Here is a 23,941-nt window from a genome sequence, read left to right as displayed (position 1 = left end):
TGACGGTGGCTGCCGGCGACGGCGACGGTGGCCGTCGGCAGCCGGCCGGTGGCCTCCGGTCGGCTGTCGGCGCGCGCCGTTAATCTGGCCGTATGACGGACGACGGGCAGGCGGGTGAGGTGGACGGTACGGGTGGTGTGACGCGCGGGCGGCGGCTCACGGACGCCGAGGCCGCCGTCCTCGCCTACGAAGGACGCAGCTGGCCGGGGCCCGGAGCCAAGGAGCGGGCCATACGGGAGGGCCTCGGCCTGACCCCCGTCCGCTACTACCAACTGCTCAACGCCCTGATGGACGACCCGAGGGCCCTGGAGCACGCGCCGGGCACCGTCAACCGCCTGCGCCGGATCCGCGAGGCCCAGCGGGCCCGACGGTAGGCCGGCTCGCGGGCCGGCGGGCGGGGCCGTGGGCGGGGTGGGCGTGGCGCGGCCGCGCCGGTAGGGTCGACCGTATGGGGAGCCATCCGCACGACTTGCCGATGCCCGTCACCGCCGCTGGACGCGAGGGCCTGGAAGCCCTCCTGCGCACACCCCGCAGGGCCGTCGTAGCCCTCGACTTCGACGGCACACTCGCCGACATCGTTCCCGACCCCGACCAGGCCCGCGCGCACCCGGACGCCGTGCCGGCGCTCGCCGCGCTGGCTCCCGAGGTCGAGGCCGTCGCCGTGGTCACCGGCCGGCCGGCCGGTGTCGCGGTCCGCTACGGAGGCTTCGCCGGGGTCCCCGGCCTGGAGCACCTCGTCGTCCTCGGCCACTACGGAGCCGAGCGGTGGGACGCCGTCAGCGGCAGCGTCCACGCCCCGGCCGAACACCCCGGGGTCGCGGCCGTACGGGCCGAGCTGCCGGGCTTCCTCGACGCGATCGGCGCCTGGCGCGGCACCTGGATCGAGGAGAAGGGCCGGGCGCTGGCCGTCCACACCCGGCGCGCGGAGGACCCGGTGGCGGCCTTCGAGGCCCTGCGCGAGCCCCTCTCGGAGCTGGCCGCGCGCCACGGGCTGATGGTGGAGCCGGGCCGGGCGGTGCTGGAGCTGAGGCCGCCGGGCATGGACAAGGGCGTCGCCCTGACGGAGTTCCTCGCGGAACGGGACGCCGGGCCCGTGCTGTACGCCGGGGACGACCTGGGCGACCTCGCGGCGTACTCGGCGGTCGAGAAGCGGCGGGCCGACGGGTTGCCGGGGCTGCTGGTGTGCAGCGGCTCGGCGGAGGTGCCGGAGCTGGCGTCCCGTGCGGATCTGGTCGTTCCTGGGCCGGAGGCGGTGACGGGGCTGCTGGCCGCGCTTGCTGTCGCCCTGCGGAGTCGCTGACCTCCGGTCCGGTCCGGTCCTGGTGGGGTCCGGTGCGGGGTCCGGTGCCGGGTGCGGGGCCGGTGCCGGGTGCGGGTGGGGTGGCGCTGCGCGGTGCTGGTCCCCGACCCGCCCTTCCTCCGTTCCCCGGGCTGCGCCCGGACCCCCCGTTGGGTGCGGCGTCGTTGCGGGGGCTCCGCCCCCGGGCCCCCGCGCCTCAAACGCCGGCGGGGCTGGAAGGTCGCCTCAAGCGCCGGCGGGGCTGGAAGTGGCGCCGGGGCTGGAGGGGGCTCTGGGGGCGGAGGGGATCAGGTGTGGGTGGGGCTCAGGTGTGGGTGGGGTTGGCCTTGGGGTGGGTCAGGGCGGTCAGTTGGGCTTCGAACCAGGTGGACGGGGGGAGGGCCGTGGAGGCCGCTGCCAGGCGTTTGGTGCGTTCCGCGCGTTCCGCGTCCGGCATGGACAGGGCCTCGTGGAGGGCGGCGGCCGTCGCCGTGACGTCGTACGGGTTCACCGTCAGCGCGTCGGCCCGCAGTTCCTCGTACGCCCCCGCCCCGGTGGACAGCACCAGCGCGCAGCCCGCCTCCGAGACCACCGGGATCTCCTTCGCGACCAGGTTCATGCCGTCCCGGACCGGGTTGACCAAGGCCACGTCCGCCATCCGGTACGCGGCCAGTGAGCGCGCGAAGTCGTCCTCGACGGAGACCAGCACGGGCTGCCAGTCCGCCGTGCCGAACTCCGCGTTGATCTCCGCCGCCAGCTCCCGCACCGAGGCGGTGTAGGAGCGGTACGCCTCCAGGTCCTGCCGGGACGGGTACGCGGAGGCCAGGTGCACCACCCGCTCCCGCCATTCGGGGTGCGTGGTCAACAGCTCGCGGTAGGCCAGCAGCCCGCGCAGGATGTTCTTCGACAGCTCGGTGCGGTCCACCCGGACGATCGCCTTGCGGTCGCCGACCTCCGCCCGCAGCGCCGCCAGCTTGTCGTCCACGACCGGCCGGTGCGCCAGCGCGCGCAGGTCGTCGGCGTCCACCCCGAGCGGGTACGGGCCCACGTGCGTGAACCGCTCCTCGCCGAGCCCGCCCCCCGCCGACACGCGCCGGTGCGCGACCCCGTGGTCCCCGCTCCCGGACGGCCGGGACGGCTCGGCCACCCCGGTCGCGTCGTCCAGCCGCGCGCCGAGCAGGAAGTTCTCGGTCCACGCCCAGGTGTGGAAGCCCAGCCGGTCCGCGCCGAGCATGCCCCACATCAGCTGCTGCCTGATGTCGTCGGGCAGCATCCCCAGGAAATCGGGCGACGCCCACGGCGTGTGCGTGAAGTGCCCGATCCGCAGGTCCGGCCGCAGGTCGCGCAGCAGGCCCGGGACCAGCGCCAGTTGGTAGTCCTGGACGAGGACGGCGGCGCCCTCGGCGGCCTCCTCGGCCAGGGCTTCGGCGAAGGCCCGGTTGTAGACGACGTAGGAGTCCCAGCGGCGACGGAAGGCCGCGTCGAAGACCGGCTCGCGCGGGACGTCGTAGAGGTGGTGGTGGGTGAACCAGAGCACCGAGTTCGCGATGCCGTTGTACGCGTCGTCGTACACCTCGGGGTCGATGGCCAGCATCCGCACCCCCGGCTCGGCGACGCCCCGCCGCACCGCCTCCCGGTCCGCGTCCGAGAGGGCCGCGCAGATCCAAAGGGCCCCCGGCTGTTGCGCGAGGGCCGCCGACAGACCGGAGACGAGACCGCCCCCGCCACGCCGGGCGTCGAGCGTCCCGTCGTCGGAGAGGGCGTAGGACAGCGGGCCGCGGTTGGCCGCGACGAGTACCTGGGAAGCCATGCCGCGAACCTAGCCCGGGAGGTTCCGGCTCAAACGTCTACCGCGTCACGCCACCCGCCGTCCCGCGTACTCCTTGACGTCGACCATCGGCGGTCGCTCCTCGGTGTCCACGGCGTACGTGCGCGGCACGAAACCGCCCGGCCCCCGCTCGAACTGGGTCAGCGCCGGCCGTACGAGGTGCCCGCGCGAGAGCCGCAGCTGCGCCGTGCGGTAGATCGCGGCGGCCATCCGGCCCAGCGCCTGCCCGTCCTGGTGCCGGTGCAGCCGGACCCCGACGTCCACCTGGGCCAGCGCGTCCAGCCCGACGGTGTGCAGCGCGTCCACCAGCAGGCCCAGCTCCACCCCGTACCCGACGGGGAACGGCAGCCGCTCCAGCAGGGAACGGCGTACGGCGTACTCGCCCCCCAGCGGCTGCACGAAACCGGCCAGCTGCGGCCAGTGCAGGTTGAGCAGCGGGCGGGCCACCAGCTCGGTGACCCGGCCGCCCTGGCCCGGGGCGTCGCCGAGCGGGCGGTCGTACATGGCCTTGACGAACTGGACCTGCGGATCGGTCAGCAGCGGGCCGACGATGCCGGACACGAAGGAGGCCGAGAAGTCCCGCAGGTCGGCGTCCACGAAGCAGACCACGTCCCCGTCGGTGGCGAGCAGCGAGCGCCACAGCACCTCGCCCTTGCCGGGCACCGCCGGGATCCTCGGGAGGATCTCGTCGCGGTGCACCACGCGGGCCCCGGCCTCGGCCGCGACCTTCGCCGTCCGGTCCGTGGAGCCCGAGTCGATCACGACCAGCTCGTCCACGAGCGGGGTGGGCGGGCCCTCGATCAGATCGCGCCGGATCACCTCCACGATCTGCCCGACCGTGGCCTCCTCGTCGAGCGCGGGCAGCACCACGCTGACCGTCGTCCCGGTGGCCCGTTTCCGGTCGAGCAACTGGTCGAGCGGTCGATCGGCGGCGGACCAGGAGCGGTCGGCCAGCCAGCGCTCCACCTCATCCAGCACTCTGAGCACTCCCTGCGGCGTAGAGGGTTTGGACGGAAATGTGATCCATCTCGCGGTTCGGACGTCTGTCTCAACCGCCCGTCCCTTCGGTTACAGTCTTGAACAACGCGAAGGCCCGCCGCATGCCGGGGGGTCCCGCACACAAACGCACCGGCGCGCCACAGAGCGCGTGTGTCCGGTGCCATACCGCTCATCCAGAGGGGCAGAGGGACACGGCCCGTTGAAGCCCCGGCAACCCTCCAGTCGGTTCTCGCGATGCGTTTTTCGGACGCACTCCCGCGAGGTCCCCGACTAGGGAAGGTGCCAATTCCGTCTCATGGCGAAGTGCGCCATGGGGAAGATGAGGAGAAAGGGCCTCGCCATCATGGCTGCACAGACTGTTCCCACCTCTGTTGACCTCGGACCCGCCAACGGTCTTTCCTGTCGCGAGTGCGGCACCCGCTTCGAGCTCGGCCCCATCTTTGCGTGCGCCGAGTGTTTCGGACCGCTGGAAGTGTCCTACGACCTTCCCACCGGTGACCCCGAGGCGCTGCGCGCGGCGATCGAAGCCGGCCCGAACAACATCTGGCGCTACGCGCCGCTGCTGCCCGTCCCCGCCGACGTGGCCTCCAAGCCCAGCCTGAACCCCGGCTTCACCAAGCTCGTGGACGCGGCCAACCTGGCCAAGGAGCTGGGCTTCACCGGCAAGCTGTACGTCAAGGACGACTCCGGCAACCCGACGCACTCCTTCAAGGACCGCGTCGTGGCCATCGCCGTCGAGGCCGCCCGCGCCTTCGGCTTCACCACCCTGTCCTGCTCCTCCACGGGCAACCTGGCCGGCGCCGTCGGCGCCGCGGCGGCCCGCGCCGGCTTCCGCTCCTGCGTGTTCATCCCGCACGACCTGGAGCAGGGCAAGGTCGTCATGGCCGGTGTCTACGGTGGCGACCTGGTCGGCATCGAGGGCAACTACGACGACGTCAACCGCTTCTGCTCGGAGCTCATCGGCGACCCGCTGGGCGAGGGCTGGGGCTTCGTCAACGTCAACCTGCGCCCGTACTACGGCGAGGGCTCCAAGACCCTGGCGTACGAGATCTGCGAGCAGCTCGGCTGGCAGCTGCCCGACCAGATCGTCATCCCGATCGCGTCCGGCTCCCAGCTGACGAAGATCGACAAGGGTCTGCAGGAACTGATCAAGCTCGGCCTGGTCGAGGACAAGCCCTACAAGATCTTCGGCGCCCAGGCCGAGGGCTGCTCCCCGGTCTCCACCGCCTTCAAGGCCGGCCACGAGGTCGTCCGCCCGCAGAAGCCGAACACCATCGCCAAGTCCCTGGCGATCGGCAACCCGGCCGACGGCCCGTACGTCCTGGACATCGCGCGGCGCACCGGCGGCTACGTCGAGGACGTCAACGACGAGCAGGTCGTCGAGGCGATCAAGATCCTGGCGCAGACCGAGGGCATCTTCGCGGAGACCGCGGGCGGTGTGACCGTCGGCGTGACGAAGAAGCTGGTCGAGAACGGGCAGCTGGACCCGGCGCTGACCACGGTGATCCTGAACACCGGTGACGGCCTCAAGACCCTGGAGGCGGTGGCCGACGACAGTGGCCAGACCGCCACCATCCGACCGAGCCTGGACGCCTTCCGCGCCTCGGGCCTGGCCTGATCACCCTCCCGATCACCCTCCCGACTTCCGGAAAGGCGGTAGCGCCATGAGCGTCAACGTCCGCATCCCCACCATCCTGCGCACCTACACCGGCGGCGTCGCCGAGGTCCCGGCCGAGGGCACCACCCTGGCCGAGGTCATCGACTCCCTGGAGAAGAGCCACCCGGGCATCGCCGCGCGCGTCCTGGACGACCAGGGCAAGCTGCGCCGCTTCGTGAACGTGTACGTCAACGACGACGACGTGCGCTTCGAGGGCGGCCTGCAGACGGCGACCCCGGACGGCGCCGGCGTCTCGATCATTCCCGCCGTCGCGGGCGGCTGCTGACCCCTGCGGCATCCGGCCGGCGACCCGCGGGATCCGGCCGAACCCCGGCACACCTGAATTGCCCCCTCCGCTAATAAGCGGAGGGGGCAATTCTGCTTGATTGGGCGCGGTAGGGTTGGGGAAGTCCCCTCCGCTGTTCTTGCCCGCCGCATATGAGCGGGCCCCGGAAGGGTTGACATTGAGTCAACATGTAGGCGCGCTATGGGGCATTGGCGAAGATTGCCGGGCCCGAGTTGCCCTGGAATACCGCAAATTTTCACTCTATTTCAATCTTTCCGCGTGTCCGGAATTCTCGTCGGAATGACCTGTTGCAGACAGCAGCGGTGCGGATACATTCAGCCCCGGTCGAGGCGTTCCGGCGCAAGTTCTGACCCGGTTCCGCGAAGTGCGGAGCCGCGCAAGGGCCAGTAATAGGGGAGTTAGGCATGGCTCAGGGCACCGTCAAGTGGTTCAACGCGGAGAAGGGCTACGGCTTCATCGCGGTCGACGGTGGTGCGGATGTGTTCGTCCACTACAGCGCCATCCAGATGGACGGGTACCGCACCCTTGAAGAAGGTCAGCGGGTCGAGTTCGAGATCTCGCAGGGCCAGAAGGGTCCGCAGGCGGACATGGTCAAGCTCGCGGCCGGCGGCTGAGTACCAGCGCGTTCGACCAACGAGACCGAGACACACGAGGGGCCCACATCCTGGACACGGGATGGGGGCCCCTCGTGCGTGCGGCGCCCGGGTGTCGGCCCGGAATCCGGCCCGGCGTTGCCCGAAGCCGCTTGCACTCGGGGGGGTCGAGTGCTAATCATTGGCGTTAGCACTCTCCAGGTGAGAGTGCTACTAAGACGAGGACCGGGTCGGTGAGGCCCGCTGGATCCGCCGGTAAGGAAACCGACGGATCCGCAGGCCGTCCGTCGCGGGCGCGGGCGCGGTCCGGAGCAATCCACCCCTTCCCCCATGGCTACAACATGGGAGGGACCCCCTGGGAGGACCACTTCAGATGGCCAAGATCATTGCGTTCAACGAGGAGGCCCGGCGCGGTCTCGAGCGGGGCATGAACCAGCTCGCCGATGCCGTCAAGGTCACCCTTGGCCCCAAGGGTCGCAACGTCGTCCTTGAGAAGAAGTGGGGAGCGCCGACGATCACCAACGACGGCGTCTCCATCGCCAAGGAGATCGAGCTCGAAGACCCGTACGAGAAGATCGGCGCCGAGCTGGTCAAGGAAGTCGCCAAGAAGACGGACGACGTCGCCGGCGACGGTACGACCACCGCCACCGTTCTGGCCCAGGCGCTCGTGCGCGAGGGCCTGCGCAACGTGGCCGCCGGCGCCAACCCGATGGCCCTCAAGCGCGGTATCGAGAAGGCCGTCGAGGCCGTCTCCGCCGCCCTGCTGGCGCAGGCCAAGGACGTCGAGACGAAGGAGCAGATCGCCTCCACCGCCTCGATCTCCGCCGCCGACACCCAGATCGGCGAGCTCATCGCCGAGGCCATGGACAAGGTCGGCAAGGAAGGCGTCATCACGGTCGAGGAGTCGCAGACCTTCGGCCTGGAGCTTGAGCTCACCGAGGGCATGCGCTTCGACAAGGGCTACATCTCGGCGTACTTCGCCACCGACATGGAGCGTATGGAGGCGTCGCTCGACGACCCGTACATCCTGATCGTCAACTCCAAGATCGGCTCGGTCAAGGACCTGCTGCCGCTCCTGGAGAAGGTCATGCAGTCCGGCAAGCCGCTGCTGATCATCGCCGAGGACGTCGAGGGCGAGGCCCTGTCGACCCTGGTCGTCAACAAGATCCGCGGCACCTTCAAGTCCGTCGCCGTCAAGGCTCCGGGCTTCGGTGACCGTCGCAAGGCCATGCTCGGCGACATCGCCATCCTCACGGGCGGCACCGTCGTCTCCGAGGAGGTCGGCCTGAAGCTGGAGAACGCCGGTCTCGACCTGCTGGGCCGCGCCCGCAAGGTCGTCATCACCAAGGACGAGACGACCATCGTCGACGGCTCCGGTGACAGCGACCAGGTCCAGGGTCGTGTCAACCAGATCCGCGCCGAGATCGAGAACTCCGACTCGGACTACGACCGCGAGAAGCTCCAGGAGCGCCTCGCGAAGCTGGCCGGCGGCGTGGCCGTCATCAAGGCCGGCGCCGCGACCGAGGTGGAGCTCAAGGAGCGCAAGCACCGCATCGAGGACGCCGTTCGCAACGCGAAGGCGGCCGTCGAAGAGGGCATCGTCGCCGGTGGTGGCGTGGCCCTGCTCCAGGCTTCCTCGGTCTTCGAGAAGCTCGACCTCACGGGTGACGAGGCGACCGGCGCCAACGCCGTCAAGCTCGCGCTGGAGGCCCCGCTCAAGCAGATCGCCGTCAACGGTGGCCTGGAGGGTGGCGTCGTCGTCGAGAAGGTGCGCAACCTTCCGATCGGCCACGGCCTGAACGCCGCGACCGGCGAGTACGTCGACATGATCGCCGAGGGCATCATCGACCCGGCGAAGGTCACGCGCTCCGCGCTGCAGAACGCCGCGTCGATCGCCGCGCTGTTCCTGACGACCGAGGCCGTCATCGCCGACAAGCCCGAGAAGGCCGGTGCCCCCGCGGGCGGCGGCATGCCGGGTGGTGACATGGACTTCTGATCGGCCCCTGGCTGATCGGCTGTTCTCGAACGAGGGCGGCACCCCGACGGGGGTGCCGCCCTCGGGCGTTTGCGGGCACGGTGGTTCAGGCGGCCGGCCGCGCCACGAAGACGACCTCCTCGTGGTGCGCGTCCAGCGCGATGTTCAAAGAGGCGTCGAGGGCGTCCGCGAGCCTACGCAGGAGCGGGAGCGTCGGCACTGCGTCGGCCCCTTCGACGCGGGAGATCTTGGCCTGGGTGAGCCCTGCCCGATCCGCCAGCTGGGCCTGGGAAAGCCCGAGGTCCTTGCGCCGGTCGTACACAGCCTTGGCGAAGGCCATGGCCAGCCTGATTTCGGCCCGCTCCAACTCGACCTCGGCGGATTCGGCGTACTGCGAGCCGACGGTCTTTTCCCTCGCCAACTTCCAGCGGCTGTGGCTCATCAGGCGCCCCTTTCCTCGCCGCGGCTGTATGTCGTGTGTGCGGGTTCGTGCTCGCCACCACACACCGTACGGGCGGTCACGGCCCGGCCGATCTGGCCCGACTCGTGTGCCCGGGTCTTGCGGAAGACGGTGAGCAGCACGATCCTGCGTCCCGGTGCGAACCAGTAGGTGATGCGCGTCGCCACACCGTCGAGCGTGGGCCTCAGCTCGTACACCCCATCCCTGAGGGGACGGGCGAACGGCATGGGGGTGAGGGGCCGTGGGTGGCCAGCAGGTCCGCGTACTCCTCGACCTTGCGGTACTGCCGGTCCGGCAGCAGCTCCAACCAGGTGCGCACCTCGGGCTCCACCTCGATCGCATAGGGCTCGTGCATGCGGGCGACCGTATTATGTCGTCAACGACATAATACGCGGGAGGCGGCCATTCGCATCCCAACGAGTGGGCTCGGGCTTCGGGGTTGACGGCCCGGGTGGTTGACTGGAGAGCATGACCGAGCCCTTCGTCAAGATCTGCGGACTCAAGACCGCGCACGACGTCGACGTGGCCGTGGCGGCCGGCGCCGACGCCGTCGGGTTCGTCTTCGCGCCCGGGAGCCCGCGGACCGTCGGGGCCGGCGAGGCGCGGGAGCTGGCCCGGCGGGTGCCGCGGGGGATGCTGACCGTGGGGGTGTTCCGGGGGCAGTCCGTCGAGGAGGTCCGCCGCCTGGCCGAGGAGAGCGGGGTGCGCGGCGTACAGCTCCACGGGGACGAGGGCCCCGATTACTACGAGGCCCTGCGCGCGCCCGGCCGGACCCTGCTGCGGGCCACCGCCGAGCACGTGCGGCGCTGCGGGGAGTACGGGGAGGACCTGCTGCTGATCGACGCCCCCGACCCCGGCTCCGGCAAGCCCTGGAACTGGGGCTCCGAGGAGTTCACGGCGCCCGAGGGCCGCTGGCTGCTGGCCGGCGGGCTCACCCCGGCCAACGTGCGCGAGGCCCTCCTGGCCACCGGGGCCCGGGGGGTGGACGTCTCCAGCGGGGTCGAGCGGGAGCGCGGGGTGAAGTCCCCCGAGCTGATCCGCGCCTTCGTCGAGGCCGCCCGCTCCGGAGGCTTCGTAGAGTAGTCACATGATTACGCTGGGCGAGCGTATGGGTATGCCGAGGGCATGGACTCGGAACCGTTCGGATGGCTGCGGCGCCTGACCGCCCGCCTCGTCCCAGGGGGAGGGGGCGGCGGCCTCCCGGTGTTCACCCCGCGCCGCGCCGCCGTCTTCACCGCCGACTTCGCCTCGACCACCCAGTGGGTGGCGGGCCGCTCCTGGGCGTATCCGGGCGGCGGCCCGGTCAACCCGGGGGACAACAAGCTCGACCACCTCGTCGCCGACCCCGACTACAGCCGCGGCGGCACCTTCCGCGCCACCCTGCGCCCCGACGGCGACTGGGACGCCGGGCTGCTCACCACCGAGGGCAGCGACGAGGGCTTCATGGTCCGCGCCGGGGACGTCCTGGAGGCCCGGGTGCGGCTGCCGTCGGAGACGGGCGCCTGGCCGGCGATCTGGACCTGGCGGGACGGCGGCCAGGAGATCGACGTCTTCGAGTACCACCCCGACAACCCGGACCTCCTCGAACTGTCCAACCACGTCCGCGAGGCGCACCGTTACCACCGCGACCCCGCGGTCCGGCCCGGTGCGTGGGTCGACCTGAAGGTCGAGTTCGGCAGGAACTCGGTCGTCTGGTGGGTCAACGGCGCCCGCGTCTTCGCGGACCGCCGGGGCGTGGGGCGGACCTGGAGGGCGTACCTCATCGTCAACCTGTCGGTCTGCGCGGGCCGTTACCACCCCGCGCCGGGCCCGGAACTGCGCGAGATGTCCTACGAGGTCGCGCGGCTCCAGGTGTACCGGGCCTGACCCTCCCGGCCGGCCGGGAGGGGTCGACGGCGCGGTCGCGTAGGGGGCCTTCGAGCCCCCCGGGGGTGGACCTGGGTGGGCACGGCTGTGACGGCCCGGGGCCCCCGGTCGGGGATCATCGCGGGCCGCCCTGTCGGCGGCAACAGCCCGAACCGGCCGCTGTTCACCAACGGTCTCTGACGGACCCCACGAAGGTGGCCCAGGCCCGCGCGCGGAACACCACGTGCGGGCCTTCGGGCTGCTTGGAGTCCCGAACGGGCACGACCCCGGGATGGCCGTCGGCCACTTCTAGGCAGTTACCACCGCTGCCGTCGCTGTGGGTGGACTTCCGCCAGGTGGCCATCTCCAGGCATTCGCCGCCATCGCCGCCGCTGTAAGAGGACTTGTGCCAAGTGGCCGTGGACAGGTCGTACTCAGGCATGCTCGTAATCCTTTGCTGCGGACTCGATCATGGCCAGGGATTCTCTTGGTGGCAGTGCACTGGCCGTGACGAGATCGTAGTTGAGGACGTGGCGCGCCACCGTGGCCGGATCATCGAAGAGCCTCCCCGTTCCGTTCCCTTCGGTGTAAGAGAGTGTCGGCGCGTCATCGAAGGACATGATCTTGAGGAGCCCCATCATGCCCGCGTGGGCGCCGGCATCGAATGGGACGACCTGCGCGATGATCCTGTGTGACCGGATCAGTGCGGTCACGTGCCGGAGCGTATGAGCCATCACCTGCGGGCTGTCGACCACGCGACGGATGACTGCCTCGTCGAATACGCACCACAACAGTGGTGTTGTTGGATCGGACAGCAGCTCGGACCGAGCCAATCGGGTTTTCACCAGCTCGTTGATGACGTCGTCCGTCGCCGTCGGCTGATAGGCGCGGAAGACTGCCCGTGCGTAAGTCTCTGTCTGGAGCAACCCGGGGATGATCAAGGGGGCGTAGTCCCGGATCACCGTAGCCAAGGACTCCGCGTCGGCCGCCTCCGCGAAGTGGTCGGGGTATTTGGACTTGGCCAGCGCCGTGCAGTTGCGGAAGAAGAAGCCGTCCGTGTCGAGGATCTCGTCCAACTGGCGGGCCAATTCGGGGTGCATCCGCCGCGTGCCCGCTTCGAGTTGGCCGATGAAGGAGCCGCTCACGAAGAGTGGCGCTCCCAGTTCGTCCTGGCTGAGGCCGGCCCGGTTGCGTGCCACGCGCAGTTCGGCTCCGAGGAGGGCGCGGGGGGAGGTGGAGGGGTCGAGGTCCTTGGGTCCTGGCATGGGAACTCCCGGTACAACACGTGCGGTTGTCGGCTGGTCGTCATTGAAAGGCTAGCCGGCGCGCCGCCACTCTGGGTGGGGAAGTCGATTACTCAGAGCGAAAGGTGACATGTCATGGTGCTCACTCCCCAGGAGCGGATGGTGGCGGCCGAGGAGGCCGTGCGGCAGTTGAAGGACGCCCTCAACGGGGTCGGCGTGCTGTTCCCCTCGCTCGGGGTGGACGGGGTGTCGGCCGCCGGGTCGTACGGGTTGCCGTTGGTGGACCTCGGGCGGTGCAACCTCGACACCGCGCTGCGGCTCGCCGCCGTGCTGCACGAGCGGGCGCATCCGTGAGCGGGGACGCCGCCTCGCGGTCCGAGGCGTTCCGGGAGGGGGTCGCGGCGGCCGGGCGGAGCTGGGAGTTCGAGGCGTGCTGGAACCTGTGGCTGCTGGAGCGGGTCCTGCGCGGTCTTCGGGACTCCCGCGACACCGATAACTCAAACCATCACATAAGTGACAATCAGTCACCCCGTCCCTAATCTCTGGCCCATGAGACGACGGCTTTCGGCGATCATCGCGGCGTGTGTGGCCGTGCTCCTCGCGCTGGTGGGCGGCCCCGCGGCCGCCCAGGTGACCAACCCGGACGGCGGCAAGGGCGGCCGGGCCGAGTGCGCCCCCGGAGTGCCGGTCGGGCCCGCCGGCGAGAGGTTCTACGACCCGCCGGCCCCGCTGCCCGAGGGCGACCACGGGGACCTGATCTGGGCCCAGCGGGTCCAGGCCCCCGACGGCGCCCGCGCCTGCCGGATCCTCTACCTCTCCGCCCTCGGCGACGGCAAGCCCGTCGCCGTGTCGGGGATCGTCGCCTGGCCCGACCGGGCCGCCCCGCGCCAGGGCCGCAACGTCGTCGCCTGGGCGCACGGGACGGTCGGCGGGCCGCGCATGTGCGCGCCGTCCGCCGTGCCGAACCCGGCCGTGAACCTGATCGACTACTTCACGTACGACAGCCCCTTCGGCATCGACGTCGGCGTCCCGGCGCTCACGAAGCTGCTCGACGCGGGGGACGTCGTCGTCGGGACCGACTACCAGGGCCTCGGCACGCCCGGCGTGCACCAGTACGTCGTCGGGGCCACGGAGTCCAACAACGTGCTGGACTCCGTCCGCGCGGCCCGGCAGATCGGCGCGGCGCACGCCAACGACAAGGCGGCGGTGCTGGGCTGGTCCCAGGGCGGTGGCGCGGCCATGTTCGTCGCGCAGAACGCCTCCTCGTACACCCCCGAGACCCGTCTCGTCGGCGTGGCCGGCCTGGCCCCGGCGGCCGACCTCGGGCCGCAGTTCGAGGGCCGGGTGCTGCCCGGTCCGACGGATGCCACCTCGCCCTCGCACCAGGCGGCGCTGCGAACCAACGTCTACCGGGGTTTCCTTGCCGCCTACCCGGAGCTGAAGGCCTCGCAGGTGCTCAAGCCGGCCGGGCTGGACGCGCTCCAGGGCGACGGGGTGGCGTGCATCGAGCACTTCTCCGACGTCATCCAGAACAACGTGGGGAACGTCGGACAGCTCGACACCCTCTTCAAGAACATCCTGGAAGTGCCGCGGAGCTGGTTCCAGCGCTTCCACGAGAACACCCCGGGCTACGTGACCACGGTGGCGCCGGTGCTGGTGATGCAGGGGACCGCCGACACGGTCATCAACCCGTACTCGACGACGGAGTACGTCAAGCGGGCCTGCACCTTCGACCAGCCCGTCCAGTACACGCGCTACCAGGGCGCGACGCACCAGACGATCCCCTTCGTCGCCCAGGACGAGTACCTGGCCTGGATCGCGGAACGCTTCGCGGGTCGCCCGGCCCCGTCCAACTGCTGACACCACGGCCGGCGGGCGGGGAGCGGGCCGGACACGGTGTCGTGCCCGCCGCTCCCCGCCCGTCGGCGGCGTACGGCCGGATCTAGGCGGGGACCGTCGCCTTCGGCTCGGTGGCCGGGCCGGTGGTGGCGGGGCCGGCCGCGGTGGGGGTGCCCGCTTCGGCTCCGGCCTCGGCGGTGGTGGCCGGGTCGGTGTTGAACTCGGCCAGCATCTCCTTCGTGAAGCCGAAGAAGTAGGTGGCGGCGAAGCCGACCAGGTAGCCGACGGCGAGGCCGCCCGCGTAGATGGCGATCGTCGGGCCCAGGCCCGACTTGCCGTTCAGCAGCGGGAACAGGGCCCAGCCGGAGGGGCCGATGGCGGTGGAGCCGAAGGCCACGCCCATCTGGTTGAAGAGGCCGACGAAGGCGCCGCCCGCCGCGCCGCCGACGCAGGCGGTGATGAAGGGGCGGCCCAGCGGCAGCGAGACCCCGTAGATCAGCGGTTCGCCGACCCCGAGGAAGCCCGCCGGGAGCGCGGACTTGATGGTGGCGCGGATCGAGCCGTTGCGCGGGAGCTTGTAGTAGACCGCGATGGCCGCGCCGACCTGGCCCGCGCCCGCCATGGCGAGGATGGGCAGGAGCACCGTGTAGCCGGACTGCTCGATGAGGGTGGTGTGGATGGGGATCAGGGCCTGGTGCAGGCCCAGCATCACCAGCGGCAGGAACAGTCCGCCGAGGACCAGTCCGGCGAAGGCGCCGCCGGTGGCGAGCAGCCAGTTGGCGAAGGTGCCGATGGCGGTGGAGACCTCACCGGCGACGAACATCAGGCCGAAGATGGTCACCAGGCCCGACACCAGGACGGTGAGGGTGGGGGTGACGAGCACGTCCAGGGCCTCGGGGACCCACGTGCGGCACCACTTCTCCACGTACACGGCGAGCAGGGCCGCGGCGAGCGCGCCGAGGACGCCGCCCTGGCCGGGCTTGAGCTCCATGCCGAAGGCCGTGATCTTGGCGACGCCCGGGAAGACGATGATCGCGGCGACGGCGCCGCCGAGGATCGCGGTCCCGCCGAACTCCTTGGCCGTGTTGTAGCCGACGAAGACGGCGATCAGGGACATGAACCCGGAGGCCATCGCGGCGAGCGCGGGCACGAGCGCCGGGAGCCAGCCCAGATTCGTCAGCAGGCCGTTGAGGCCGGCGAGGATGCCGCAGCCGATGAGGGCGGGGATCAGGGGGACGAAGATGTTCGCGATGCGGCGCAGGAACAGCTTGAAGGGCGTGGAGTTCTTCGCCTTCCGCGCGTCCTTCAGGGCCGCGCCCTGGGCCGCGAGTTCCTCGGCGCCGACGGGCTTGGGCGCCTGCGTGCGGCCCTCGGCGACGAGGGCCTCGAACTCGGGGGTGACGCGGGCGACGGTGCCCGGCCCCAACACGATCTGGTAGGTGTCGTCCTCGACCACTCCCATGACCGCCGGCACGGCCTTGAGGGCCTCCTCCTGGACGAGGGAGGAGTCGCGCAGACCGATGCGCAGGCGGGTCATGCAGTGCGCGACGGAAACGATGTTGTCCGGGCCGCCGACCAGAGGAAGGATCGCGGCGGCTGTGGCGCGGTTCTTGTCAGTGGACATGTGGTGGTCGCCTTGCGTTCGGGACGGGCGTCGGGTCGAGGGGCTAGCGGGCGTCGGTCAGGGCGGCGCGGAGGTGGCCCTGGGAGGTGGCGAGGAGTGCGGCGGCGGTGGGGCCGTCGACGCCGCCGAGGATGACGAGGATGGCGTTCTTGACCTCGCCGTCGGTGGCGGTGAGCGCGGCCTCGATCTCCGCGTCCTCGGCGCCGGTGGCCAGGGAGACGATGCGGCGGGAGCGGGCGCGCAGCTTCTCGTTGGAGGCGCGCACGTCGACCATGAGGTTCCCGTACGTCTTGCCGAGGCGGATCATCGTGACGGTCGAGATCAGGTTCAGTACGAGCTTCTGCGCGGTGCCGGCCTTGAGGCGGGTGGACCCGGTGAGCAGCTCCGGGCCGACGACCACTTCGATGCCGTGGTCGGCGGCGGCGGCCAGGGCGGAGCCCGCGTTGCAGGAGAGTCCGACGGTGAGGGCGCCGCGGGCGCGGGCCGCGGTGACGGCGCCGATCGCGTACGGGGTGCGGCCGGAGGCGGAGATGCCGATGACGGTGTCGTCGGGGCCGATGCCCAGCGCGGCGAGGTCCTCGGCGGCCAGTTCCTCGGAGTCCTCGGCGCCCTCGACGGCCTTGACCATGGCGGACGGGCCGCCCGCGATCAGGCCGACGACCCGGGAGGGGTCGGTGTTGAAGGTGGGCGGGCACTCGCTCGCGTCCAGGACGCCGAGCCGGCCGGCGGTGCCGGCTCCCGCGTAGACCAGCCGGCCGCCGCGTGCCATGCGGGCGGCGATCCCGTCGACGGCGGCGGCGATGACCTCCAGCTGCCCGGCCACGGCGGCCGGGACGGTGGCGTCCTCGGCGTTCATGATGCGGGTGATCTCCAGGGTGGACAGCCGGTCGATCTCCGCCAGTTCGGGGCGGAAGGCCTCGGTGGTGAGGGTGTCGAGCTGGGCGCGGAGGGCGGCGTACGCGGTCATGGGCGGAGGCTCCTAGCGGGTGGTACGGGCAGTACGGGTGGTGCCGTCGGGGTGCGAGGGGTCGGCTCCGGCGGGCCCGGGGTGCGGCGGGCGCGGGGCGCGGTGGCGGGGGGCGAGGGCCTCGTAGGAGGCGGCGAGCGCGGGCGCGGCCGTCTCGTAGGTGCGCTGGGCGACACCGACGAACAGGCAGTCCACGACGAGGAGCTGGCTCGTCCGGCTCGACATGGCGGCCGGGCGCAGTTGCGTCTCGCGGGGGGCGGAGGTGGCCAGCACCAGGTCGGCGTAGTGCGCGACGGGGCCGTTGGGCCGCCCGGTGATCGCGAGGGTCGTCGCGCCGCGCTCGAAGGCGATGCGCAGCGGGTCGATCACGTCGGTGGTCGTGCCGGAGTGGGTGATGGCGATGGCCACGTCCCCGGGGCGCAGCAGGACGGCGTTGGTGACGGCCAGGTGCGGGTCGGCGTGGACGTGCGCGATCAGGCCGATGCGCTGGAGCTTCTGCGCGAGGTCACAGCCGACGAGGTGGGAGGCGCCGACGCCGTGGATCTCGATGCGGCGGGCGGACGCGAGGGCCTCGACGGCGGCCGACAGCTGCGTCAGGTCGAGCTGGGCGGCGGTGTCGGCCAGGGTCTGCGCCTCCTCGGCGGCCAGCTTGGCGACCACGGCGGATAGCGGGTCGTCGACGGCTATGCCGGCGGCGACGGCGGGGGCCGCCCCGGTCTCCTGCTGCGCGGCGAGCGCGGCCAGGGCCAGGCGCAGGTCGCGGTAGCCCGGGTAGCCGAGGTGGCGGGCGGTGCGGACGATGGTGGCCTCGCTGGTGCCGGTGCGCTCGGCGAGGGCGGTGACGGTGAGCTGGGCGCAGCCGGCCGGGTCCGCGGCGACGACTTCGGCGACGGTCTGCATGGAGCGGGTCATGGAGGGGCCGAGGCTGCGGACGCGGGCGCGGAGGGCGGCGGGGGCGGGCGACGGGTTCGTCGGGGGCGCGGACGGGGCCGCGGGGGCCTCGGCGCCGCCGTTGAAGGTTTCTTTCGCGTTCTTGCTCACTCCTGAAATCTATTTTCAGAAGGGGGTGGGCGTCAAGAAGCCATAAGGCACCAGGGGGGTGGGACTTCGGACCCGGCACGGGTTCACAATGGGCGCATGGACCCTACGACCCCCCTGGAACAGGCGCTGCACGTCGCGCGCGCCCTGGTTCTCGCCGATCTCGCCGCCGGTGAGGTCTCCGATGCCGATGTCGTCTCCCTCGTCGAGGACGCCGTCACGCACCGCCGGTGGTGGGTGGAGCAGTGGCCGGAGGGGGTCGACTACCTCGCCGGACTCGTCGCGCAGGACGTGAAGGACGCCCTGCTGGAGAAGTACGGCCGCTGGCCGCTGTGCCCCGTCTGCGGGCACGGGGAGCCGCACGCCCTGGACGTGGAGCCCGAGCTGGGGCCCGATCCGCAGTGGGTGTGCTCCGAGGCGGGCGTGCGCGTGTCGGCCGTCGGCGGCCTCGGCCCCGTCCTCCACCCGGAGCGGTGAGGCACCCGTGACGGTCTACATCGACCCGCCGATCTGGCCGGGCCACGGCCGCATGTGGTCGCACCTGGTCAGCGACGTCTCGTACGAGGAGCTGCACGTCTTCGCGCAGTCCATCGGCTGCCCGCCGCGCGCCTTCGAGCGGGACCACTACGACGTGCCCTCGCACCGGTACGCGGACGCGGTCGGGGCGGGCGCGGTGGAGATCGGCAGCAAGGAACTGGTCCGCCGCATCACGGACGCCGGCCTCCGCCGCCCGAAGGGCCGCCCGGTGGCATGAGGGCCCGGGCGGTCCTTCGGGGGCGCCGTCAGGCCTTGGCGTCGGCGGTCGGGTGGGCCGGGGCGGGGGTGCCCGTGGCGATCACGCGGGTCGCGGTGGGGCGCGTACGGCGGTCCAGGCGCAGGGCGATCACGGTGAGGCCGATCGCGGCGAGGGTCATGGCGGCGCCCGCCCAGGCGGGGGAGGCGAAGCCCAGGTCGGCGTCGATGACGGTGCCGCCCAGCCAGGGGCCGCCCGTGTTGCCCAGGTTGAACGCGGCGGTGGTGGTGGCGCCGGCGAGGGTGGGCGCGGCGCCCGCCACGTTGAACATGCGGGCGTTGAGGGCCGGGGCGGTGAAGAAGGCCGAGACCCCGAGCAGGAACGCCAGCGCGATGGTCGCCGCCGCGACGGAGGCCAGCAGTGCCAGGGCCGCCAGGAAGACGGTCGAGGCGGTGATCCCCCAGAGCATCACCCCGAAGAGGTGCGCGTCGGCGATCCGGCCGCCCACGGTGGTGCCGATGAGCGCGCCGACGCCGAACAGGCCGAGGATCCAGGGGACCCACTTCGCGTCCAGCCCGGCCACGTCGGTCAGCAGCGGGGACAGGTAGCTGAAGGCGCAGAAGACCCCGCCGGCGGCGAGCGCGGTGATGCCGATGGACAGCCACACCTGGCGGTCGCGGTAGATCCGCAGCTCGCGGCCGAGGCGGGGCTTCTCGGCGGGCAGCGGGATCTTCGGGATCAGGGCCAGGATCCCGACGAGGGCGACGGCCGAGGCCACGCCGACCGACCAGAACGCGGCCCGCCAGCCGAACTGGGCACCGAGGAAGGCGCCGAGCGGGACGCCGAGGACGTTGGCGATGGAGAGGCCGCCGATCATCACCGCCATCGCGCGGGCCCGCTGGTCCTTGTCGACCATGGCGATGGCCACGGCCGCGCCGACGGCCCAGAACCCGGCGCAGGCCAGCGCCGACACGACGCGGGAGGCGAAGAGGAACCCGTACGAGGGGGCCAGCGCGCCCGCGATCTGCCCGAGGCCGAAGAGGCTGATCAGGGAGACGAGGGTGGTGCGGCGCGGCAGGCGCAGGGTGGCCACGGCCAGCAGCGGCGCCCCGACCACCATGCCGATGGCGAACGCGGATATCAGCAGCCCGGCCTGGGGGATGGTGACGCCCATGTCGTCGGCGATGGGCGGGAGGAGCCCGGAGAGCATGAATTCGCTGGTGCCGAGCGCGAAGACCGAGAGGCCGAGGACGTACACGGCCACGGGCATGCGCGTGCGTGCGGGTGCGGGTATGGAGGCTGCGGGCATGACAGTCACAAACCATCCCGAAGCGCATCGCATTCCCGCCGTGGCCGGAATCCGTCAGGTCGCGGGGGTCAGCGCGTCGAGTTCGGCGGTCAGGTTGGCGCGGGCCGGGGCCTCCCAGTGGTCGGTCCCGTACGGGGTGCGGAAGAGCCGGGGCAGCGCGAGCAGCTGGCGCAGGACGGCCGCGCGACCGGTGCGGAACGCCTCGTCGGGGACGAAGGAGTACTCGGCGCGCACGGCGGCGGCGTAGGCGGCGTAGGCCCGCGGGGCGCCGGCGAGGACGGCCAGGTCGGCGTCGCAGAGGGCCTCGCCGTTGGTGTCGCCGGGGGCGGGGTCGTGGGTGACGGTGAGGCGGACCAGGCGGGCCACCTCGGCGGTGCGGGCCGCCCCGACGCCCAGCTCGGGCAGGGCGCGCTCGGCGAGGGCGGCGCTGCGCTCCTCGTTCTCGGAGCGGTCGGGTCGGTAGACGGCGTCGTGGAACCAGGCGGCCAGCTCCACGGCGGCGGGGTCGGCGGCGTGCCCGGCCAGGGTCTCGGCGTGGGCGAGGACCGCGATCAGGTGCGCGGTGGTGTGGTAGCGCCGCCGGGGCTCGGCCCAGGCGGCGAGCAGGCGGTCCGCGTACGGGGCGGGGTCGGTGGCCGGGTCGGCGCCGGCGGCGGCGGTGGTGGCCCGCCAGCGGGCGCGGAGATCGGCCTCGGCGGCCGGGTCGAGGTCGGTGGTGTCGGTGTGCGCCGGGTCTGTGTTCATGCGCACATTGTGGGGGTGGCGTGATTGTGCTGGTGGAGCGCGGGCGGTGGCCCGTATTCTGGATATTGGACTAGACCTATTTTCCATACCCGACCAACCCGGAACAAAGGACGGCATCGAATGAGCAACCGTGCGCTCCTGGAGGTGATCGCCCTCGACGTGGAGGACGCGGTCGCGGCCCAGGCCGGTGGGGCGGACCGCCTTGAGCTGGTCACCGACATGGCCGCCGACGGGCTCACCCCGCCGCGCGAGACCTTCGCGGCGATCAGGGCGGCCGTCGACATCCCGCTGCGCGTGATGCTCCGCCGCACGGACGGCTTCGCCGCGGGCGACGTCTCCGCACTGGTGACGGCCGCGCGGGAGCTGCGGGCCGAGGGGGCGCGGGAGTTCGTCCTCGGGTTCCTGAACCCGGACGGCAGCCCGGACCTCGACGCCGTCGAAGCGGTCGTCGCCGAGCTGTCCGGCTGCGCCTGGACCTTCCACCGGGCGATCGACCGGACGGCGGACCGGGACGGCCTGCGCAAGGCGCTGGCCGACTTCCCGGGCCTGGACACCTACCTCACGGCGGGCTCGGCCGCCGGGGTCTCCGAGGGCCTGCCGGTCCTCGTCGCGGAAGCCGCGCGGGCGGGCGAGCCGGGATACGGGGCCCGGATCCTGGTCGGCGGCGGCCTGACCCTGGAGCACGTCCCGGTGCTGCGGGAGGCGGGCATCGACGCCTTCCACATCGGCGGCGCGGCGCGGCCCTCCGGGTGGGACCGACCGGTCTCCGCGGCGGCCGTCGCGCAGTGGCGCACGGCACTGGGCTAGGCCGCCTCCGGGCCGCCCCTTCCGGGCCGGGCCGGGCCGCCGCGTGGGACCACGCGGTGAGGCCTACGCGGTGGGGCCTACGCGGTGAGGCCTACGCGGTGGGGCCTACGCCGTGAGGGCCTCCGGCAAGGGGGCCGAGTGGAGGGCCGTGAGGCCGGAGACGGCGCGGGTGAGGCAGACGTACAGCCGGCGCAAGCCGGTCCGCTCGTCCGGCTCGCCCGACACGATCGCGGCCGGCTCGTCCAGCACGACGTAGTCGTACTCCAAGCCCTTCGCCAGCGAGGCCGGCACCAGCGTCAGCCGGGACTCGGCGGTGGTCTCCTCGCCCGGCGACAGGTACGGCAGCCCGGCGCCGAGGAGGGCGTCGCCCAGCTCGGGGATCCGGGCGTCGGCCGCGATGAGGCCGACGGACCCCTCGTGCAGCAGCGCCTCCCGGCAGGCCGCGAGCACCGCGTCCGTCAGGTCCTCCGTCCGCGCGACGACCAGCGAGCCCGGGGTCTCGCGGACCGAGGACACCGGGGCCAGCCCCGGCGAGATCGCCGGGAGCAGCCGGGACGCGTACGCGATGACCTCGCGCGGCACGCGGAAGCCCGCCGTCAGCTCCTCCAGCACCGCCTCCGGCTTGCCCAGGTGGGTCAGCGCCTCGGTCCAACTGCGCGTCGCCCACGGGGTCGTGCCCTGGGCGAGGTCGCCCAGCACGGTCGCCGAACCGGTCGTGCAGCGGCGCCCCACGGCCCGGTACTGCATCGGGGAGAGGTCCTGCGCCTCGTCGAGGACGACGTGGCCGAGCGAGTGCGTCCGCTCCACCAGGTCGCGGGCCTCGTCGATCAGGACCAGGTCCGCCGCCGACCACTTCGCCGACTTCACGCCGCGGAACGGCTTGGGCCACAGGAGGAGCTTCTGCTCCTCGTCCGTCAGGACCCCCTCCGCGTGCCGGGCGAGGAACTCCGGTTCGGCCAGGAGGCGCAGGACCAGCTTGGCCGGCTCCACCAGGGGCCAGGCCTGCTTCACGGCCGCCTTGACGGCGGGATTGCGCGCCACCGCGTCCTGGACCCGGTCGTCGGGGGCCTCGCCCGCCTGCTCCATGCGGACGAGGATCGTGTGGGCGATGCGCTGCGGCAGGGCGTCGCGGGCCGCCCCGTAGCGGATGTCGCGCTCCTGGAGTTCGGCGACGATCTCCGCCAGCTCGTACGCCGGCACCCGCCAGCGGCGCGAGCCGCGGACCACCATCAGGGGTTCGGTCGGCTCGCTGACGTGGGAGCGGACCGCGCGGCGCAGGACCGTCGCCATCCGGGCGTCGCCCTTGACCACGGCGGTCGCGGCGGGGTCGACGGCGCCGACCTCCAGACCCTCGCGGGCGACGAGGTCGTCCACGGTGGCCTGCTTGACCTCCAGCTCGCCCAGGGCGGGCAGGACCTGCTCGATGTAGTGGAGGAAGGAACGGTTCGGCCCGATGACCAGGGTTCCGGTGCGGGCCAGCCGGTCGCGGTGCGCGTAGAGGAGGTAGGCGACGCGGTGCAGGCCGACGGCCGTCTTCCCGGTGCCGGGGCCGCCCTGGACGCAGACCGAACCGGACAGGCCGGAGCGGACGATCTCGTCCTGCTCGGGCTGGATCGTCGCGACGATGTCGCGCATGGGGCCGACGCGGGGACGCTCGATCTCCTGCTGGAGCAGCTTGCTGACCGTGGCCGCGCTCTCCGCCGGATCGGACAGGTGCTCGTCCTCGTACGCGGTCAGCTCGCCGCCCGTGTAACCGAAGCGGCGGCGCAACGAGACGTCCTGCGGATCGGACTTCGAGGCGCGGTAGAAGGGCTGGGAGACGGGCGCGCGCCAGTCGATCACCATGGGGTCGCCGCCGGCGTCGTGGACGTGCCGGCGGCCGATGTAGAACTGCTCGCCCTCCGCGCCCTCGGCCAGCTCCGCGCCGGGCGCGTGCAGGTAGTTCAACCGGCCGAAGAAGAGCGGGGTGTGGGCGAGGTCGGCGAGCGCCTTGATCCGGTCGTCGATCTGGGCCTGAAGGACGATGGCGTTGACCCAGTTCGCGGTGACGTCGCGGATGTCGAGGCCTTCGACGTCCTCGCGCATCGCGCGCAGGGCGCCGCGCGAGGCGCTCAGGTGGGCCCGTTCCCGGCCGAGGGGGTCGATGTCGGTCGCGGCCGTGGTGTCGGGGGCGTGCGCGGGCATGGGGAGTGCCTCCAGGCTGCTGCTCGGTGCGGATCAGATGCCCACCGGTTTCCGGCCGGTGGGCGGCTCTCCCCGGTACGGCGGCGGGAGGCGGCAAGAGCGGAGAGTGTAGTCACCGGGCGGCGCCCGCGCGAACGGATTGTCCGGGCCGAAAGTCCCTCTGGGGCGGGACCTCCGTACGGGTGTCATACGCGGGAGTGTCAGACCTCCGACAGAGCCACTAGGGGACGGCATGGGCCGGGAGGAGGACAACGGAGGGCTTGAGGTTCCCTCCCGAGAGCGATGCGGGGGAGGGGGTCGCGAGCGCACCATGGATACATGACCACCGCAACCTTCACCCCGATCAGGGACGGCCGCGCCGGAGGCGCCACCGCCATCTCCGACTCCCGTCCCCGCCTCCGCGTCGGCGACGTGCTGCGCGCCGCGAAGGTCTTCGCCGCGACGGCCGTGAGCGTCGTCGTCCTCGGTGAGTACGCCGAGGACGCGGGCGTCATACGCCGCTGAGCCGG

27 protein-coding genes and 1 riboswitch are annotated in these 23,941 nt (G+C 72.2%); of the genes, 14 read left to right on the top strand and 13 right to left on the bottom strand.

Annotated features, from left to right (window positions below):
* Positions 1-92 precede the first annotated feature (92 nt).
* Both ACIOD1_RS05430 and otsB read left to right on the top strand, forming a co-directional pair.
* A complete protein-coding gene (locus ACIOD1_RS05430) occupies positions 93-374 on the top strand; it encodes a DUF3263 domain-containing protein (protein WP_365620435.1) in 282 nt (93 codons plus the stop codon).
* 74 nt (positions 375-448) lie between these two features.
* Entirely contained in the window at positions 449-1,300 is an 852-nt protein-coding gene (gene otsB / locus ACIOD1_RS05425; protein WP_401900248.1) for a trehalose-phosphatase, read from the top strand.
* A gap of 304 nt (positions 1,301-1,604) precedes the next feature.
* Here the strand turns inward: otsB and ACIOD1_RS05420 are convergent, their stop codons facing one another.
* On the bottom strand, positions 1,605-3,089 hold the full coding sequence (locus tag ACIOD1_RS05420; protein WP_401900245.1) for a trehalose-6-phosphate synthase: 1,485 nt from the start codon (positions 3,087-3,089) through the stop codon (positions 1,605-1,607).
* Positions 3,090-3,134: 45 nt separating this feature from the next.
* Positions 3,135-4,085 carry a glucosyl-3-phosphoglycerate synthase gene (locus ACIOD1_RS05415; protein ID WP_365620426.1) on the bottom strand — a complete coding sequence of 317 codons (951 nt, stop codon included), beginning with the start codon at positions 4,083-4,085 and terminating at the stop codon, positions 3,135-3,137.
* A gap of 187 nt (positions 4,086-4,272) precedes the next feature.
* A riboswitch (SAM riboswitch) is annotated at positions 4,273-4,432 on the top strand.
* Between ACIOD1_RS05415 and thrC the strand changes: the two genes are divergently transcribed.
* From thrC to groL, 4 genes are all read left to right on the top strand, one after another.
* On the top strand, positions 4,426-5,724 hold the full coding sequence (gene thrC, locus ACIOD1_RS05410; RefSeq protein ID WP_365620423.1) for a threonine synthase: 1,299 nt from the start codon (positions 4,426-4,428) through the stop codon (positions 5,722-5,724). (Overlaps the previous riboswitch by 7 nt.)
* 46 nt (positions 5,725-5,770) lie before the next feature.
* Positions 5,771-6,049: a MoaD/ThiS family protein gene (locus ACIOD1_RS05405; RefSeq protein WP_365620420.1), complete on the top strand. Its 279-nt coding sequence runs from the start codon at positions 5,771-5,773 to the stop codon at positions 6,047-6,049.
* A gap of 425 nt (positions 6,050-6,474) precedes the next feature.
* Positions 6,475-6,684 carry a cold-shock protein gene (locus ACIOD1_RS05400; protein WP_365620417.1) on the top strand — a complete coding sequence of 70 codons (210 nt, stop codon included), beginning with the start codon at positions 6,475-6,477 and terminating at the stop codon, positions 6,682-6,684.
* Between the two features lie 352 nt (positions 6,685-7,036).
* On the top strand, positions 7,037-8,659 hold the full coding sequence (gene groL, locus ACIOD1_RS05395; RefSeq protein ID WP_365620415.1) for a chaperonin GroEL: 1,623 nt from the start codon (positions 7,037-7,039) through the stop codon (positions 8,657-8,659).
* 85 nt (positions 8,660-8,744) lie between these two features.
* On the opposite strand, the gene ACIOD1_RS05390 is transcribed toward groL, so the two are convergent.
* Genes ACIOD1_RS05390 through ACIOD1_RS05380 form a run of 3 tightly spaced genes read right to left on the bottom strand, consistent with a single transcriptional unit; the run spans position 8,745 to position 9,453 of the window.
* On the bottom strand, positions 8,745-9,080 hold the full coding sequence (locus ACIOD1_RS05390; RefSeq protein WP_365620413.1) for a helix-turn-helix domain-containing protein: 336 nt from the start codon (positions 9,078-9,080) through the stop codon (positions 8,745-8,747).
* Complete coding sequence (locus ACIOD1_RS05385; protein ID WP_401900239.1) at positions 9,080-9,325, bottom strand: type II toxin-antitoxin system RelE/ParE family toxin; 246 nt, start codon at positions 9,323-9,325, stop codon at positions 9,080-9,082. Before ACIOD1_RS05385 ends, ACIOD1_RS05390 begins: the two co-directional genes overlap by 1 nt.
* On the bottom strand, positions 9,283-9,453 hold the full coding sequence (locus tag ACIOD1_RS05380; protein ID WP_401900238.1) for a hypothetical protein: 171 nt from the start codon (positions 9,451-9,453) through the stop codon (positions 9,283-9,285). The genes ACIOD1_RS05385 and ACIOD1_RS05380 overlap by 43 nt, the downstream gene beginning before the upstream one ends.
* 113 nt (positions 9,454-9,566) lie before the next feature.
* Between ACIOD1_RS05380 and ACIOD1_RS05375 the strand changes: the two genes are divergently transcribed.
* Positions 9,567-10,181 carry a phosphoribosylanthranilate isomerase gene (locus ACIOD1_RS05375; protein WP_401900236.1) on the top strand — a complete coding sequence of 205 codons (615 nt, stop codon included), beginning with the start codon at positions 9,567-9,569 and terminating at the stop codon, positions 10,179-10,181.
* Between the two features lie 42 nt (positions 10,182-10,223).
* A complete protein-coding gene (locus tag ACIOD1_RS05370; RefSeq protein ID WP_365620406.1) occupies positions 10,224-10,964 on the top strand; it encodes a beta-glucanase in 741 nt (246 codons plus the stop codon).
* A gap of 163 nt (positions 10,965-11,127) precedes the next feature.
* Here the strand turns inward: ACIOD1_RS05370 and ACIOD1_RS05365 are convergent, their stop codons facing one another.
* Together ACIOD1_RS05365 and ACIOD1_RS05360 are read right to left on the bottom strand one after the other, a co-directional pair.
* Positions 11,128-11,385, bottom strand: a complete 258-nt coding sequence (locus ACIOD1_RS05365; protein WP_365620404.1) for a DUF397 domain-containing protein — start codon at positions 11,383-11,385, stop codon at positions 11,128-11,130.
* Positions 11,378-12,208, bottom strand: coding sequence for a Scr1 family TA system antitoxin-like transcriptional regulator (locus tag ACIOD1_RS05360; protein ID WP_401900233.1), 831 nt, complete (start codon positions 12,206-12,208; stop codon positions 11,378-11,380). Before ACIOD1_RS05360 ends, ACIOD1_RS05365 begins: the two co-directional genes overlap by 8 nt.
* Before the next feature lie 114 nt (positions 12,209-12,322).
* Between ACIOD1_RS05360 and ACIOD1_RS05355 the strand changes: the two genes are divergently transcribed.
* Both ACIOD1_RS05355 and ACIOD1_RS05350 read left to right on the top strand, forming a co-directional pair.
* Positions 12,323-12,541: a hypothetical protein gene (locus ACIOD1_RS05355; RefSeq protein WP_365620398.1), complete on the top strand. Its 219-nt coding sequence runs from the start codon at positions 12,323-12,325 to the stop codon at positions 12,539-12,541.
* 195 nt (positions 12,542-12,736) lie between these two features.
* Positions 12,737-14,047, top strand: a complete 1,311-nt coding sequence (locus ACIOD1_RS05350) for a lipase family protein (RefSeq protein WP_401900230.1) — start codon at positions 12,737-12,739, stop codon at positions 14,045-14,047.
* An 82-nt stretch (positions 14,048-14,129) separates the two neighbouring features.
* Here ACIOD1_RS05350 and ACIOD1_RS05345 read toward each other — a convergent pair whose 3' ends face one another.
* The 3 genes from ACIOD1_RS05345 to ACIOD1_RS05335 are packed head-to-tail and all read right to left on the bottom strand — an operon-like array spanning position 14,130 to position 17,658.
* Complete coding sequence (locus ACIOD1_RS05345; protein ID WP_365620393.1) at positions 14,130-15,650, bottom strand: PTS transporter subunit EIIC; 1,521 nt, start codon at positions 15,648-15,650, stop codon at positions 14,130-14,132.
* 43 nt (positions 15,651-15,693) lie between these two features.
* Positions 15,694-16,617, bottom strand: coding sequence for an N-acetylmuramic acid 6-phosphate etherase (murQ, locus tag ACIOD1_RS05340; RefSeq protein ID WP_401900227.1), 924 nt, complete (start codon positions 16,615-16,617; stop codon positions 15,694-15,696).
* Between the two features lie 12 nt (positions 16,618-16,629).
* A complete protein-coding gene (locus tag ACIOD1_RS05335; RefSeq protein ID WP_401900225.1) occupies positions 16,630-17,658 on the bottom strand; it encodes a MurR/RpiR family transcriptional regulator in 1,029 nt (342 codons plus the stop codon).
* 96 nt (positions 17,659-17,754) lie between these two features.
* On the opposite strand from ACIOD1_RS05335, the gene ACIOD1_RS05330 reads away from it, so the two are divergent.
* A complete protein-coding gene (locus tag ACIOD1_RS05330; protein WP_365620384.1) occupies positions 17,755-18,132 on the top strand; it encodes a hypothetical protein in 378 nt (125 codons plus the stop codon).
* 7 nt (positions 18,133-18,139) lie between these two features.
* Entirely contained in the window at positions 18,140-18,409 is a 270-nt protein-coding gene (locus ACIOD1_RS05325) for a DUF4031 domain-containing protein (protein WP_365620382.1), read from the top strand.
* A gap of 28 nt (positions 18,410-18,437) precedes the next feature.
* Here ACIOD1_RS05325 and ACIOD1_RS05320 read toward each other — a convergent pair whose 3' ends face one another.
* Both ACIOD1_RS05320 and ACIOD1_RS05315 read right to left on the bottom strand, forming a co-directional pair.
* The gene (locus ACIOD1_RS05320; RefSeq protein WP_365620720.1) at positions 18,438-19,658 is read right to left on the bottom strand and encodes a Cmx/CmrA family chloramphenicol efflux MFS transporter; all 1,221 of its coding nucleotides are present in this window, start codon (positions 19,656-19,658) and stop codon (positions 18,438-18,440) included.
* A gap of 93 nt (positions 19,659-19,751) precedes the next feature.
* Entirely contained in the window at positions 19,752-20,441 is a 690-nt protein-coding gene (locus tag ACIOD1_RS05315; RefSeq protein WP_401900222.1) for a hypothetical protein, read from the bottom strand.
* A 120-nt stretch (positions 20,442-20,561) separates the two neighbouring features.
* Between ACIOD1_RS05315 and ACIOD1_RS05310 the strand changes: the two genes are divergently transcribed.
* A complete protein-coding gene (locus ACIOD1_RS05310; RefSeq protein WP_365620376.1) occupies positions 20,562-21,248 on the top strand; it encodes a copper homeostasis protein CutC in 687 nt (228 codons plus the stop codon).
* Positions 21,249-21,353: 105 nt separating this feature from the next.
* Here ACIOD1_RS05310 and ACIOD1_RS05305 read toward each other — a convergent pair whose 3' ends face one another.
* A complete protein-coding gene (locus ACIOD1_RS05305) occupies positions 21,354-23,432 on the bottom strand; it encodes a HelD family protein (protein ID WP_401900219.1) in 2,079 nt (692 codons plus the stop codon).
* Between the two features lie 318 nt (positions 23,433-23,750).
* On the opposite strand from ACIOD1_RS05305, the gene ACIOD1_RS05300 reads away from it, so the two are divergent.
* Entirely contained in the window at positions 23,751-23,936 is a 186-nt protein-coding gene (locus tag ACIOD1_RS05300; protein ID WP_365620370.1) for a hypothetical protein, read from the top strand.
* Positions 23,937-23,941: the final 5 nt, after the last annotated feature.

This window comes from Streptomyces sp. NPDC088097, from assembly GCF_044741845.1.
Classification (GTDB): Bacteria; Actinomycetota; Actinomycetes; order Streptomycetales; family Streptomycetaceae; genus Streptomyces.
The sequence above is the reverse complement of the archived record's forward strand: the minus strand, read 5'-3'. Positions and strand labels throughout refer to the sequence as shown.